Raw genomic sequence first — 13,258 nt, 5'->3', positions numbered from 1 at the left:
TATAAAATGTTAATGATCCGTTTCATAACGCTGAAACGAGACAAAGTATAAGAAGGAGGAGTTCTTCATGTCCTTATTTAAACAAGGCTTAAATACTACCCTCCCGGATAATTTATTTAATTTTGATAGACAATATAAATTGAATAAAACGGATAATCTGGGAGAGCTAGGGGCAAGCCTCGTTGATTGTTCCCATTTCATCCGCTTCAAAAGGAAGATAAACTATGGGAGCAAAAAACAAAAAATGGAAAGTAGAACTATCTAATAATGCTAAGAAAAATCGTAAAAAGCTGCCAAGACAAGTCCAAGGTGCGCTTCTGGCTCTTTCCGAAGAAATTAAGGCTATAAGGGGGCCGGTCAGCGGAAACTGGCCGAATTACGGCAAACTGGGGAAGAATCGTCATCACTGCCACCTGAAAAAAGGGAAACCTGTCTATGTATGTGTGTGGGAAGTGAGAGACGAAAAAATAAGGATAATATCTGTTGAATACGTCGGAACCCACGAAAAAGCTCCGTACTGACAATCCTGTGGAACTGAGATTTGTCGGACCGTCTGAAAATCGGGACAAAGTTGTCCGTTATCTGAAACGTATGGGGTTTACCGATATGTCTGATTCGGTTCCCTTCAGGGAGGCATTTCTTGAAGATTATGAAGAAAATGAACTTCCGGGCCTTGCCCTGGTCGGGGCAAGGTATAAGGAAGATTTAACCCAGAAGGAACTTTCAAAGCTTACCGGAATTCCCCAGGGCCATATCTCCCAGATGGAAAACGGTAAAAGACCCATCGGAAAAGCCATAGCCAAAAAACTGGGGAAAGCTCTGAATATCAGCTACAAGGTCTTTTTGTAATTTGGGCAATGTTCCAAATTGGATATAATCTCGTAGTTATCAGACTGATTCAAAGCGTTATATGGTTTATATCCGGAACCGGAACACTACCTAATGTGAAAATTTTCCCCTGGTGCAACTTTTTTGTAAAATTTAGGGGACAAAAAAAGGGATTATGATAAAAATATCATAATCCCTTGTTATTTTTTGGTGGGCCGTGAAGGAATCGAACCTTCAACCTACTGATTAAGAGTCAGGTGCTCTGCCTAGTTGAGCTAACGGCCCTTTGACGGATGCGCTATGTGAGTCACACAAACAAATGTGCCTTATAGCAGGCTAAAAACAGCTTGTCAATTAAAAAATTAAAAAAAATTCTATCTACAGGACAAAAGGTTACGCAGTGCGGGAAGAAACCCGGCTTTTTCCCCGGACAAGGCGCTTTCCCATTTCGGGAAAACCCGGGTTTCTTTAATCAGTCACAGAAAAAATTACGAATTGTCCCACATTTTTTGTTTTTGCTTTCTCATTCGCCGCTTATCTTTTTCTTTTGTAACCTGTTTTTTCTTTCTTTTACGGGCAACCTGTTTTTTATGTTCGCTTTCTTCAGTAAAGTCAATAAAAAAACTCCCGGGGAACTTCTGAGTTTTCGGCTCTTCCGGGACTTTCTGTTTTTTGATTTCAGCTTTCTGTTTTGGCAGAGGAGGGGCTGTAAAGCAGCCTGCCGGAATGGCATCTGCAAGGTAAAGCGATTCACCAGCCTGGTAAAACACAACCCTTTCATTCATGGCTTTCTGAACCTGAATTGTCAGCAGAATCGGGGACTGGTCCGAACGCTTTCCCATTCTTTCAGCCAGATCACGATCTGATGACAGAATAACTTTCGGATATGCCTGTGGAAATATGCCTTTTTCCAAAACAAAGCCATGGGCTTTTTTGCGTACACATGTATAAAGGAGCTTGGGGGGATTTTTCGCAAAGGTCTCTTTTGGCAGACCTTCCCGGTTTTTTGCACGAATATAATTCCCCTTAATCTCAATGGGCGGATTTGGCAGCGTGACAAGGATTTCATCTATAGCCGCCCTGCGAACATATCTCAGCCCGTCCTCTTCACACACAGCTTTTATTAAATCCTTGATCTTAACATATCCGTCCGGATCCAAAATCAGACCAAACTCATCGGGCCTGCGTTCTAATATATATGATAAAAATTTGGATAATCGTTGGGGTGATCGTTGTTGTCCCATTGTTGTAAAACCTTGCCTGACTGGATAAAAAGTGTTAGGTGTTAAGGTGTTAGGTGTTAAGGTGTTAAGGTGTTAGGTGTTAAGGTGTTAGGTGTTAGGTGTTAGGTGTTAGGTAGGCCGTCTAAATCAGTTAATTTTCCTTATCCGTTTTCCGACCTGCCCCGGTCTGCCCTTCGACAGGCTCAGGGCACGGCGGCTACAGGGTACGGCAGCCACTTAACACTTTAACACCTAACACTTAACACCTAACACTTAACACCTTAACACCTAACACTTAAAACCTAACACCCCTTTTTAAAAACTGTCAATATATTATTTTATCATGATGAAAGGATACTTTGGAAATGAAGTATGAAAATTCCCGCAAGTTTTTTGAGCAGGCAATGAATATTATTCCTGGCGGAGTGAACAGTCCTGTACGGGCATGCAAATCAGTGGGGAGTGATCATCCCCTTTTTATTAACAATGCTGACGGGTGCATGATTTTTGACGCGGATGGCAACAGTTTTATTGATTATGTGGGATCATGGGGTCCCATGATTCTGGGTCACAGACATCCCAAGGTAACGGAAGCGCTTTCCTTCGCGCTGGCACAGGGAGCCAGCTTCGGTGCGCCGACTTCTGCTGAAATCCGACTTGCCCAGGCAGTAACAGAAGCGGTTCCCTCCATAGAAATGGTGCGTATGGTAAATTCAGGGACTGAAGCCACCATGAGCGCCATACGTCTTGCCAGGGGTTTCACCGGACGGGATACCATTATCAAATTTGACGGCTGCTATCATGGTCATGCAGATACCCTTCTGGTAGAGGCAGGCTCAGGCGTTGCCACACTGGGGATTCCCGGAAGTCCGGGCGTGCCAAAATCCTTTGTGGAGCATACGCTGTCACTTCCTTATAATGACGCGGATTGTGTCAGAGAAGTGATGGAAAAACAGGGGGATAAAATTGCGTGTATTATTGTGGAGCCTGTGGCCGGAAACATGGGATTGGTTCCGCCCGCGCACGGATTTTTGGAAATATTGAGGGAAGTCACGGAAAAAAGCGGGAGCCTGCTGATTTTTGATGAGGTGATGTGCGGCTTCAGGGTGGCTTATGGCGGCGCGCAGGAACTGTATGGCATTTCACCGGATATCACCTGCCTTGGAAAAATCATCGGCGGGGGATTGCCTGTGGGCGCGTATGGTGGGAAACGTGAATTTATGGAGTATATTGCACCACAGGGACCTGTGTATCAGGCGGGAACGCTTTCCGGTAATCCTCTGGCCATGTCAGCAGGAATTACAACCCTTGAGCAGCTCAAAAAACCTGGTTTTTATGAGAGCCTGGAAGAGAAATCCGCCCGGCTTTCCGAAGGTCTGAAAAAGGCTGCTGAAAAAGCCGAAATAAAAGCGTCTTTTAATCGTGTAGGCTCCATGATGGGGCTTTTTTTCACAGACAAAGACGTGAAAAATTTTGCTGATGCAAAGACTTCTGACCTGGATCTGTTTTCAGCGTATTACAAAGGCATGCTCCAAAAAGGAATTTACCTTGCCCCATCCCAGTTTGAAGCGGGGTTTGTCTCCGCTGCACATACTGATGAGCATATAGACACGACAATAAAGGCTGCTGAAGAAGTGTTTGCGATGTTGGCGAGATAATGAAACTTGAAACTTGAAATTCGAAACTTGAAACTTGAAACTTGAAACTTGAAATTCGAAATTCGAAACTTGGAACACTTTTCAGTTTCAGGTTTCAAGTTTACAGATAGTTTTATTTGGTCCTGAAGAAAATGCCGTGTCCGGGAGAAATTTTGACGCCAATTTATTTCCGGAGGAGGGGCTGCCGGATTTGAATGATATGACAAGCCAGAACGATGGCCATCATCCGCAGAAACGGAGCGCAGCGAATGCTTATCCGTGTGCATGGGATTGGTCAGGGTTGTGTTTTTATTAATCCTCGTTCCTGAAGATAATCAGCAACCACCAAAGCCTTGCTCCAGGCGAGTGTGCCGCCCATGCTGACCGCAACCGCGCAAACCTCGAAAATTTCAGCAGGTGTTGCGCCTAAGTCTAATAGTTTTGAGGTCTGAGAAATCATACAGTCTTTGCATCCGGCCTGGATGCCAATCGCTAATGACATCAGTCTCTTGGTTTTCAGATCCAAAGCACCGTCACAATATACAGCATTTTTAACAGCACCATAATATGCTTCCGTAAGATCGGGCATGTGTTCCTTTGTCAGATCAAACATCTCCCACATTTTTTCTTCATATTGAAGTACAGATTCACTCATTGCTTTCGTCTCCTCTTAAAAGTTACTTTATATTTTAATTTTCTGTGAAGCCCTGACCAAAATATCTTCGTACAATGAATAACTCAATAACGTGGAAGAGTATTTGTCAATAAAAAAGATGCAAAAAACCGCTTCGCTCTATTTTTGCACTCCGGAAAAGATTTTGGGTCAGCTGCTGGTGTGAATAAAAAAAGATGCAAAAAACCGCTTCGCTTAATTTTTGCACTCCGGAAAAGATTTTGGGTCCGCTGCTGCTGTGAATAAAAAAAGATGCAAAAAACCGCTTCGCTCTATTTTTGCACTCCGGAAAAGATTTTGGGTCAGCTGCTGGTGTGAATAAAAAAAGATGCAAAAAACCGCTTCGCTTAATTTTTGCACTCCGGAAAAGATTTTGGGTCCGCTGCTGCTGTGAATAAAAAAAGATGCAAAAAACCGCTTCGCTCTGTTTTTGCACTCCGGAAAAGATTTTGGGTCCGCTGCTGGTGTGAATATTTTGCCGGACGGGGTTTGCAACCCCGTCCGGAATATTTTCGGATCGCCGCCTGCAAACGTTTCGGACGGGGTTGCAAACCCCGTCCGGCAGCAAACCTGCTGCTACAAATATGCCGCCCCTACGGGGCTTGGTCAGCATATGCATCAGGCTAAGATTACAACCTACTGTTTTTATTAACTCTGATTTTGCCGGACGGGGTTTGCAACCCCGTCCGGAATATTTTCGGATCGCCGCCTGCAAACGTTTCGGACGGGGTTGCAAACCCCGTCCGGCAGCAAACCTGCTGCTACAAATATGCCGCCCCTACGGGGCTTGGTCAGCATATGCATCAGGCTAAGATTACAACCTACTGTTTTTATTAACTCTGATTTTGCCGGACGGGGTTTGCAACCCCGTCCGGAATATTTTCGGATCGCCGCCTGCAAACGTTTCGGACGGGGTTGCAAACCCCGTCCGGCAGCAAACCTGCTGCTACAAATATGCCGCCCCTACGGGGCTTGGTCAGCCCTCCCCTATATAATCAGCAGATTTTTTGGCGGTGTACGAAATCTGGAGATATAGCCATATATGAAATATAATTCAACGGGTTATATGCTTTATATCCGGAGTCGGAACACGCCTCGGGCAAGATAAAACTATTTTTCGATCCGCACGGCACATGCCTTGTATTCTGCTGTCAGCGTCACCGGATCAAACGCGGGATTGGTCAGCCAGTTCGCACACGCATCCCGGAAATGAAACGCCATCCAGACCATGCCTTTGGGAACCTGATCCGTGACATTTGCTTTGACCTGCACCTCGCCCCGCCGGGAACTGACCCGGATCATGTCTCCGTGTCCGATTTTCATATCTGCCGCGTCAAAGGGAGAAATATCCGCGGTTTCTTCACCCAGAATATCGTTCAGCCCCTCGCAGCGTCCGGTCTGTGTCCGGGTATGATAATGTGCGAGACGGCGCCCGGTACTCAGCACAAAAGGATATTCCTCATCCGGAACCTCCGCAGGCGGTGTCCATTCCACAGGCGTGAACACCCCCAGGCCGCAGGTGAACTGGCCTTCCTTGTGCAGAAAGCAGGTTCCCGGGTGGTCCTCATCCGGGCAGGGCCACTGAAGCCCGTCTCCTTCCAGACGGCGGTATTTGATGCCGCACAGCTGGGGCGCAAGCACGGAAATCTCATTATCCCAGAGTTCCCGGGCGCTGTCCGAAGCCCAGTCCTGCCCCATACGTTTGGCAATCTGTTTGAATATCCACCAGTTGGGCATAGCCTGTCCCGGGGCTTTGCTCGCAGTGCGGACCCTGCTCACCCGGCGCTCGCTGTTGGTAAACGTGCCGTCATTTTCACTCCAGGCCGCGGCAGGAAAAACCACGTGCGCAAAGCGCGTGGTCTCGTTCGGAAAAATATCCTGGCACACCAGGAATTCCGCGGAAGCCAGCTCATGCTCGACCTTGCGGATATCGGGTTCCGTATTGGCCAGATTCTCCCCGAAAATATAGAAAGCCCTGACTTTTCCATCCACAAGTCCTTCCATCATCTGAGGAATCATCAGACCGTTTTTGTCAGGCAGATTTTCCACCCCCCAGGCATCCTCGAATTTGGCCCGGGCATCCGCGCTGGTCACAGGCTGATAACCCGGAAACACATTCGGCAGTGCGCCCATGTCACAGGCACCTTGCACATTGTTCTGGCCTCGCAACGGATTCACGCCGCCGCACTCGACACCCATGTTGCCCAGAAGCATTTGCAGGTTGGCCGTTGAAAGCACGTTGTTTCTGCCGCAGGTATGCTCGGTGATGCCCAGTGTATAGCACAGCATGACCGGTTTGACCGATGCCAGACGTCTTGCCGCATCCCGGATCATGTCCGGGCTGACACCGCAGATATCGGCTGCCCGTTCGGGCGGATATTCCATCACTTTTTCTTTTAGTTTGTCAAAATCAACGGTACAGGAATTTACGAACGCTTTGTCATACAAATCTTCTTTGATCAGAACGTGCATCAGCGCGTTGATAAAAGCAATATCGCTGCCTACACGGATGGGCACATGAAGGGATGCATGATCCGCTAGGGGGTGTTTTCTCGGATCTGCCACGATAAGCTGTGCGCCCCTGAGTACCGCGTTTTTCACAAACGTGGCTGCCACCGGATGTGCCTCTGTCATGTTGGAACCGATCACCAGAAACATTTTTGCCCTGGCGAATTCGTTAAAAGAATTGGTCATTGCTCCGGAACCGAATGCTGCCGCCAGACCGGCGACTGTGGGAGCATGTCATGTACGCGCGCAGTGATCAATATTGTTGGTCCCGATCACCGCGCGGAAAAGTTTTTGCATCTGATACGAATCTTCGTTAATACTGCGGGCGCAGCTCACACCTGCGATCGCGTCCGGGCCGTTCTCTCGGATGATTTCTTTGAATTTCCGGGCCACCAGGTCAAGGGCTTCGTCCCAGGACGCTTCTCGGAATTCGTTATTTTCCCTGATCAGCGGCGTTTTCAGCCGGTCTTTTGAATAAATGAAGTCATATCCGAAGCGCCCTTTGACGCATAGCCGTCCCTGGTTGGGTTCGGCATCTTCCACACCGGTCACTTTTACGATTTTTCCATCTTTCACATGAAGCAGTTGCTGACATCCCACGCCGCAGTACGGGCAGGTGGTTCGGATTTTCTCTGTTTCCCAGGGACGCCAGATATGACGGGCTTTTTTCTCCACCAGTGCGCCCACCGGGCATGCCTGGACACATTCTCCGCAGAACACGCAGTCAGACTCGGACAGCGGATGATCTCCCGGGGTGACCACCTTGGCCTTGTCGCCCTCATATCCCATGGATATCGCACGGTTGACCTGGACTTCGTTGCAGGCTTTTATGCATCGTCCGCAGAGAATGCAGCGTGAGAAATCCCGGATAATCATGGGATTGGCCATTTCCGAAGGGTAGTAGTCTCTTTGCGGGGAAGATGGTGTGATCTTCACCTGGTACTGATAGGCCAGTTCCTGAAGTTTGCAGTCTCCCCAGACCGGGCACAGTTCCGATGAAGCATCGTTTTTCTGAACCTGAAGCTGGAATTCAGTCCAGTTGCCGTTATCTGAGCCGGAAATTGCACAGTTGTGGTTCCCGGATGTGAGAAGCTGTTCCAGAATTTTTTTTCGTTCCGTGACCACCCGCGGGGATTCGGTTTTCACCTGCATTCCGGCTTCAACAGGCGTGCTACAGGACGTAACAAGCATATCTGCCCCTTGAACCTCCACTACGCAGATCCGGCATTCACCGGTGGGAGTGGTTCCCTTGAGATGGCAAAGCGTGGGAATCTGCACGCCACAGGCTTCTGCGGCTTCCAGAATGGTCTGGCCCGGGTCAAAACTCACTTCCCGGCCATTGAGAACAAACATATTGTCAGACATGATTCAGACCTCCGAATATTATAATAATTTGTCAAATTTGATTTTATAAGTTCGTACTTCCGCGTTTAGGCGGCCAGACGGAATCAGGATATGATGCAAAATGGCCTAAACACGGAACTACGAACTTCAGGGTTTCTTTGCTGTTTGCCGAACGGACTTCAGTTTGTCGGATAATAACGAGGTTGGCTTGTATCATGCTTTTATCGTTATGTCAATATTGACATAACGAAACATTCTTGTATTTATTCTCAGAAATATGATATTAACTTTGTCATATTTCTGTGATTCTCAACTAATATACTGATTTATAATGGCTAAAATAAGAATTTCATCTGGCTCGATGGTCAAATTTTTTGATCTGATTTGAACACAACGTTTGTCATTCCGTTCGAGCGAGTTCGGTCGAACGGAATGACAGAAAAAAACCTGATTATCGAGTATAAATAAAAATATATTATGTATAATAACTCAGAAAAATTCCATATTCGTTCAAAAGTATGGATCGAGGATGACGAGGGAAATGTGGTGTTCGGACTGGGACGCTTCAAAATTCTGGAGACCATCCGACAATCAGGCTCAATACAGGCCGCAGCCAAGGAACTGAAGATGAGCTACCGTGCTGTATGGGGAAAGGTCCGGGCCACAGAGGAACGGCTCGGAGAGCCTTTGCTGATCCGAAATATCGGAGGGTCATCAGGCGGGGGGTCACGACTCACGCCTTTTGCACAGATGCTGATGGATCAGTTTTCACAGCTTCATAAACGTGTGAATACCCATTCTGACGAACTTTTTGAAAAGAATTTTGCCCGGGGTCTCAGGAACCCTCAGACCCTGAGTCAGAAAAAAAAATAATGTTATTTCGTTCATATAAGTCGTAAATGATCAAGTTTTCTGACTTGATTCAAACAAAAAGCCTGCCATTCCCGCAAAAGCAGGAATCCGTTTTTGACCGATGCCACGCTTCCACAAACTGTGGATAGAATGACTACAATAACCAATGAGCGGGCATCCGAAAATTTAACCTTTTGCACTAGTTGGGTCACATTCTTTTAATTTCCATATGGACACGGGCCATCATACGTTCCGGTTATTCTTTCAATAAAATTAGACGGATCATCAGGGGGATTTCCCCAAATATAATATGTGACCATATCATTAAAAAAATGTCCGACCGGATCAGTTCGAGGAGCTGAAAAGTTATACGACGGGCCATTAACCGGATCTGTCACTGATCCGTCTCCTGCGTTCTGCTGACAAGGAAGCCGTCCGCATCATGCTGATACGTCACATCTCCGGCGGTGAGGAGGTTGTCCTCGTCGTTGTAAGCCAGCGGTCTGGTGACATCGTTCACTTCCTGATATGTGCGGATGCCGTAAGGACGGGTGTCGTACTGGTAACTTTCGACAACGGCATCGTCCTTCGTGACACTCAGCAGACGGCCGACAGCATCGTAATCATAGTCATAAGTTGCCGTCGTGCTGTCAGGGAACGTCTCTGTTTTCTCAGTGATTCTGCCGTTCTTATCCCTGATGACCGACCATGAGAAAAGCCCCGTGCCGTCCGCTGAGAAACTTTCAGCGTCCGTCTCTCCGTAACCGCTGAAAGTCCGTGTGAGACTCAGTACACCGCCGGAGACATCTTCGGGAAGGCCGTTCCCGGCATTCCGGGTGATGCTGAAATCCCCCGCACCGGTGAGGAGACCGTCGTCATCATAGACATAATCGCAGTCCGCACCGGCATATGTGAGTCTTTGGACGGCAAAGTCGTTGTTGTAATCATACGAAAGCGTCTGACCCAGCGTCCCGCTCAGTATCTCCGATTTGACGAGGCTTCCGTCATACACATATTTGATTTCCTCATTGCCCCTGCTGACCGTGTCCACTTTTGATCCGCAGGAATAATAGGTGAAATCAGTGACATCGCCTTCGGAGGTTTCGATGCTTTCCAGCTTCGCCGGGTCGTAATTGTAACTGATCCATGCATCTGGCGACGGAAAGTTTTTCTGTATGAGCCGCCGTGCCTTGTTATACACATAAGTGTAGTCCCCGCTCAGAGGTGTTGTGTATGAACTGCCGAGATTCACCTTGTTGAAACCGAACCCGTGATCCGTGTCCGAGGGATTCGTCAGCACGGTCATGTTTCCGTTTTCATCATAGCCGAAAGCGATGACCGTCTCATTTCCCACGTCCGTGATATCGGGCCGGTGAATCGCCGTCAGCCGTCCCGCATCGTCATAATCATATGTGAAAATGCTGCCTTCCGCATCTGTGACGGAGGCGACATTTCCCCGGGCGTCATACGCCAGAACGGTCTGTCTCGTGCCGGTCGTAATCGTCTCCGGACGGCCCTTTGCGTCGTACCCGTAAGTCGTGTCATTAAGACCCGTCACGCTCACCTTTGTCGTCAGCAGGGTGTCGCGGTCGTATTCGGTGATCACGCTCCTGTCCTCCGGAGACGTGACGGTCTTTTTCGCCAGAGCGATATCCTGCACCAGGGTTGTGGTCTTTGTCCCGTTCACCGTGACCGTCTCGGTGATGATATCCGGCATACCGTCCGAGTCGGTGTCTTCGTAACTTTTACTCCTTTCCGTGGTTTTTGTCAATCCCGAAGGCGCCGTCTCCGTCATTTTTTTCACATATTTGGTCTGCCACCGGGGATCGGCGTCGTATTCAAATCCGAGTTCCGTGCCGCAGGGCAGTTCCTTCACAACCCCCAGACTGTCAGATGAGCGTGTGAACTGTGTCATGCCGCCTGCCGGCCCTGTGATCTCAGAGGTGTGCTTACCTGTGGAATCGGTACGGTCCCCGTAGGACGTGATATTATAAACATCATCACCTTCCGCAAGGGCCTTTGTCTCATAAGTGATATTGCCGGCCGCATCCGTGACCCTGGAAAATTCCCAGCGTCCGCCTTCCTCATCCTCCGTATGCTCAACCCGTCCGTTCCCATCGAACACATGGACAAACCCGTTCCCCTCCCACGGCTTTATCATAAAAATATAAGATATAATTTCAGGAAGTTAAAAAATTACTAATTCCGGATTCCGCCTGAAAAATCACAGAAGCCTGCCGGATAACCGATGTCTGAAAAATCAGGTTCATTTTATGAATAATTATTTTTACGGATTATCAGGATATTACAAATTCAGATGCCTGTTCGGATATCCTGCCTGTATAACCTCTTTAAATTTTTTACTTATTTTTATGAGAAAGCCGTGTTCCCCTCCGGCTCCGTCTTTTTCGTGAGCAGGCCGTCGTTGTTTTCATCATAGTCAAACACAACAAAAGACTTCGTGCTTCCGGGATACCTGATCTCAGTAAGCTGGTTGTCGGCATCCACAGTCAGCAGGGTTCTCAGACCGTCCGGTGAGACAATGGCAACGGGAACGCCGTCTCCCCGGATTCCGGGGACATGTTACTTATCTTTACTTTCTTTTCGAAAAAAAGAAGGCGGCTGAGAAAATCAGCCGCCTCTTTCTGTCAGAATGTCAGTCACGCCTCCTTTTCAAATCCGGGCCTCTGTCCGCTCCCGCCCCTCCACGTTCCGATCTCGCCTTTTCCCGTTCCGACAGGAATCTGACAATGTCCGAAGACAGCATGATCAGATAAACGCAGCCCAGAAGAAACACATGCCTGCTGCCCGGCCGGATGCAGTATCCTGCGACACATGAGAACACAAAAGCCGGCGCTGACAGCAATATCAGGACAACCTGCAGTCCGGCCCTCTCATACGGCCCGACCTTCCTGCCGCGCTTTTCCATATATATCGGAATGAGACCGTGTATCACAGGAAGAGAGAATCCTATAATGGCCCAGCCGATCATGGAAAGCTCCGGGGAATACCTTATCAGCGGGTTTTCGAATGCCGTCATCAGTCCCGTCTCAGGCTTCAGGGCGGTATGAACTGCCAGAAAAAGAGCACATCCCGCCAGCCCCCAGAAGAATATGAAACCAAACACCATTTTTCCCATTTATGTGTCTCCTCATTACGGACAGGGTTCGGGCTCGTCGGGACGGGACAGCGGGGGATCCGCTCCCATTCCTGATAAATCGATCATAAATCCCAGGACCGCCCACTTTATCCGCATTGCCATACCCCATCCCACGGTTGCCGCAATCTCACCCCACAGACCGCCCGCGGCACCTGTCAGGCCACCTATTACTGCATTGTTGGCTGTGCATCCCATTTGTCACCGCCGAGTATCAGCGTCACTGCAAATGACGTAACAGATCCTCCTGCCGCTCCTCCTGCCGGAGCCCCCACGCCGGCAAACATTGCGCCGACAGCTGCCCCCACCGTGGCACCGGCGAAACCGGACCAGGTGACTATGCACAACTCACCAGCCGACAGTTCAAGCCCGGACGGATCATTCCAATTCACCGGATCGTTCACACAATACCCGTACAAATCCGTATCCCCGCCTGCGAAAAGAATCGGGTCTTTGCTTACAGGGACACCCTGCTTATCTTTCTTTTACTGTCCGAATTTCCGAGTTCCGAGGTTCCGTTGTCGGCAATTAAACAGGGGTCCCCGGAACTCTTTTTCTCTGTCAGGAATAAGGGCAGCGCCCTGTTACTGAGACGGTACTTTTACCTGCCTGATTTTCGCTTCCCGCGTTCTGATAAAAAAGTGACAATATCCAAAATAAGCATAAACAGATAAAATATGATCAGGAGAAACAGACGGTTGCTGTCTGCTCCCGCGTAATACCCTCCGATGACAGCAAATATGAATCCGGGTGCCGCCAATAATAACACGGCGAGATCTGTTCCCGCTTTTACATGTTTTTCAGCATTGTCACCTATCATTCCTTTATATATTAACACAGGAAATGAAAAAAGCAGCATGGAAAAATCAACAACGGTAAATACCAGCGAATATTTTATCAGCGGATTCTGAAATTCGGTCACCAGAACTCTTCCGTCACCGGACAGAAGACTCTGAATCAGAACATACAGGCCAGCTGTTCCCAGCCCCCAGAAGAATATGAAAACAAACAGAATCTTCATTATTTTCATTGTGTT

The 13,258-nt window shown here is 48.4% G+C and carries 12 protein-coding genes and 1 tRNA gene; 4 read left to right on the top strand and 9 right to left on the bottom strand.

What is annotated here, in order from left to right:
* The first annotated feature begins 224 nt into the window (after positions 1–224).
* Together dnm_RS00535 and dnm_RS00530 are read left to right on the top strand one after the other, a co-directional pair.
* Entirely contained in the window at positions 225–521 is a 297-nt protein-coding gene (locus tag dnm_RS00535; RefSeq protein WP_207680772.1) for a type II toxin-antitoxin system RelE family toxin, read from the top strand.
* Complete coding sequence (locus tag dnm_RS00530) at positions 484–849, top strand: helix-turn-helix domain-containing protein (RefSeq protein ID WP_246556156.1); 366 nt, start codon at positions 484–486, stop codon at positions 847–849. The genes dnm_RS00535 and dnm_RS00530 overlap by 38 nt, the downstream gene beginning before the upstream one ends.
* Before the next feature lie 187 nt (positions 850–1,036).
* Here the strand turns inward: dnm_RS00530 and dnm_RS00525 are convergent.
* Together dnm_RS00525 and dnm_RS00520 are read right to left on the bottom strand one after the other, a co-directional pair.
* Positions 1,037–1,113 (bottom strand) — tRNA-Lys (locus dnm_RS00525).
* Positions 1,114–1,316: 203 nt separating this feature from the next.
* On the bottom strand, positions 1,317–2,072 hold the full coding sequence (locus tag dnm_RS00520; RefSeq protein ID WP_207680770.1) for an RNA 2'-phosphotransferase: 756 nt from the start codon (positions 2,070–2,072) through the stop codon (positions 1,317–1,319).
* Between the two features lie 344 nt (positions 2,073–2,416).
* On the opposite strand from dnm_RS00520, the gene hemL reads away from it, so the two are divergent.
* Positions 2,417–3,709 (top strand): glutamate-1-semialdehyde 2,1-aminomutase, encoded by a 1,293-nt coding sequence (gene hemL, locus dnm_RS00515; protein ID WP_207680765.1) that lies wholly within the window; start codon positions 2,417–2,419, stop codon positions 3,707–3,709.
* A 274-nt stretch (positions 3,710–3,983) separates the two neighbouring features.
* Here hemL and dnm_RS00510 read toward each other — a convergent pair whose 3' ends face one another.
* Both dnm_RS00510 and fdhF read right to left on the bottom strand, forming a co-directional pair.
* Positions 3,984–4,343, bottom strand: coding sequence for a carboxymuconolactone decarboxylase family protein (locus dnm_RS00510; RefSeq protein ID WP_207680763.1), 360 nt, complete (start codon positions 4,341–4,343; stop codon positions 3,984–3,986).
* 1,128 nt (positions 4,344–5,471) lie between these two features.
* Positions 5,472–8,234, bottom strand: coding sequence for a formate dehydrogenase subunit alpha (gene fdhF / locus dnm_RS00505; RefSeq protein ID WP_207680760.1), 2,763 nt, complete (start codon positions 8,232–8,234; stop codon positions 5,472–5,474).
* 456 nt (positions 8,235–8,690) lie between these two features.
* On the opposite strand from fdhF, the gene dnm_RS00500 reads away from it, so the two are divergent.
* Positions 8,691–9,086, top strand: a complete 396-nt coding sequence (locus dnm_RS00500; protein ID WP_207680759.1) for a winged helix-turn-helix domain-containing protein — start codon at positions 8,691–8,693, stop codon at positions 9,084–9,086.
* A gap of 373 nt (positions 9,087–9,459) precedes the next feature.
* Here the strand turns inward: dnm_RS00500 and dnm_RS00495 are convergent, their stop codons facing one another.
* The 5 genes from dnm_RS00495 to dnm_RS00475 all read right to left on the bottom strand — a co-directional run bounded on the left by dnm_RS00495 (position 9,460) and on the right by dnm_RS00475 (position 13,252).
* Positions 9,460–11,226: an RHS repeat protein gene (locus tag dnm_RS00495; protein ID WP_207680758.1), complete on the bottom strand. Its 1,767-nt coding sequence runs from the start codon at positions 11,224–11,226 to the stop codon at positions 9,460–9,462.
* A gap of 495 nt (positions 11,227–11,721) precedes the next feature.
* Positions 11,722–12,204, bottom strand: a complete 483-nt coding sequence (locus dnm_RS00490; RefSeq protein ID WP_207680757.1) for a hypothetical protein — start codon at positions 12,202–12,204, stop codon at positions 11,722–11,724.
* Between the two features lie 15 nt (positions 12,205–12,219).
* Positions 12,220–12,420, bottom strand: coding sequence for a hypothetical protein (locus dnm_RS00485; protein WP_207680756.1), 201 nt, complete (start codon positions 12,418–12,420; stop codon positions 12,220–12,222).
* A complete protein-coding gene (locus tag dnm_RS00480; protein ID WP_207680755.1) occupies positions 12,393–12,641 on the bottom strand; it encodes an RHS repeat-associated core domain-containing protein in 249 nt (82 codons plus the stop codon). The genes dnm_RS00485 and dnm_RS00480 overlap by 28 nt, the downstream gene beginning before the upstream one ends.
* Positions 12,642–12,823: 182 nt before the next feature.
* On the bottom strand, positions 12,824–13,252 hold the full coding sequence (locus dnm_RS00475; RefSeq protein ID WP_207680754.1) for a hypothetical protein: 429 nt from the start codon (positions 13,250–13,252) through the stop codon (positions 12,824–12,826).
* Positions 13,253–13,258 lie beyond the last annotated feature (6 nt).

Origin of the sequence: Desulfonema magnum, from assembly GCF_017377395.1 — a bacterium.
Lineage (GTDB): Bacteria > Desulfobacterota > Desulfobacteria > Desulfobacterales > 4be13 > Desulfonema_C > Desulfonema_C magnum.
The sequence above is the reverse complement of the archived record's forward strand: the minus strand, read 5'-3'. Positions and strand labels throughout refer to the sequence as shown.

Bases quoted from the DNA above. Each gene is read 5' to 3' on its own strand.
- dnm_RS00535 (WP_207680772.1), top strand. From the start codon at position 225: ATGGGAGCAAAAAACAAAAAATGGAAAGTAGAACTATCTAATAATGCT.
- dnm_RS00520 (WP_207680770.1), bottom strand. From the start codon at position 2,072: ATGGGACAACAACGATCACCCCAACGATTATCCAAATTTTTATCATAT.
- hemL (WP_207680765.1), top strand. From the start codon at position 2,417: ATGAAGTATGAAAATTCCCGCAAGTTTTTTGAGCAGGCAATGAATATT.
- dnm_RS00510 (WP_207680763.1), bottom strand. From the start codon at position 4,343: ATGAGTGAATCTGTACTTCAATATGAAGAAAAAATGTGGGAGATGTTT.
- dnm_RS00500 (WP_207680759.1), top strand. From the start codon at position 8,691: ATGTATAATAACTCAGAAAAATTCCATATTCGTTCAAAAGTATGGATC.
- dnm_RS00495 (WP_207680758.1), bottom strand. From the start codon at position 11,226: ATGATAAAGCCGTGGGAGGGGAACGGGTTTGTCCATGTGTTCGATGGG.
- dnm_RS00490 (WP_207680757.1), bottom strand. From the start codon at position 12,204: ATGGGAAAAATGGTGTTTGGTTTCATATTCTTCTGGGGGCTGGCGGGA.
- dnm_RS00485 (WP_207680756.1), bottom strand. From the start codon at position 12,420: ATGGGATGCACAGCCAACAATGCAGTAATAGGTGGCCTGACAGGTGCC.
- dnm_RS00475 (WP_207680754.1), bottom strand. From the start codon at position 13,252: ATGAAAATAATGAAGATTCTGTTTGTTTTCATATTCTTCTGGGGGCTG.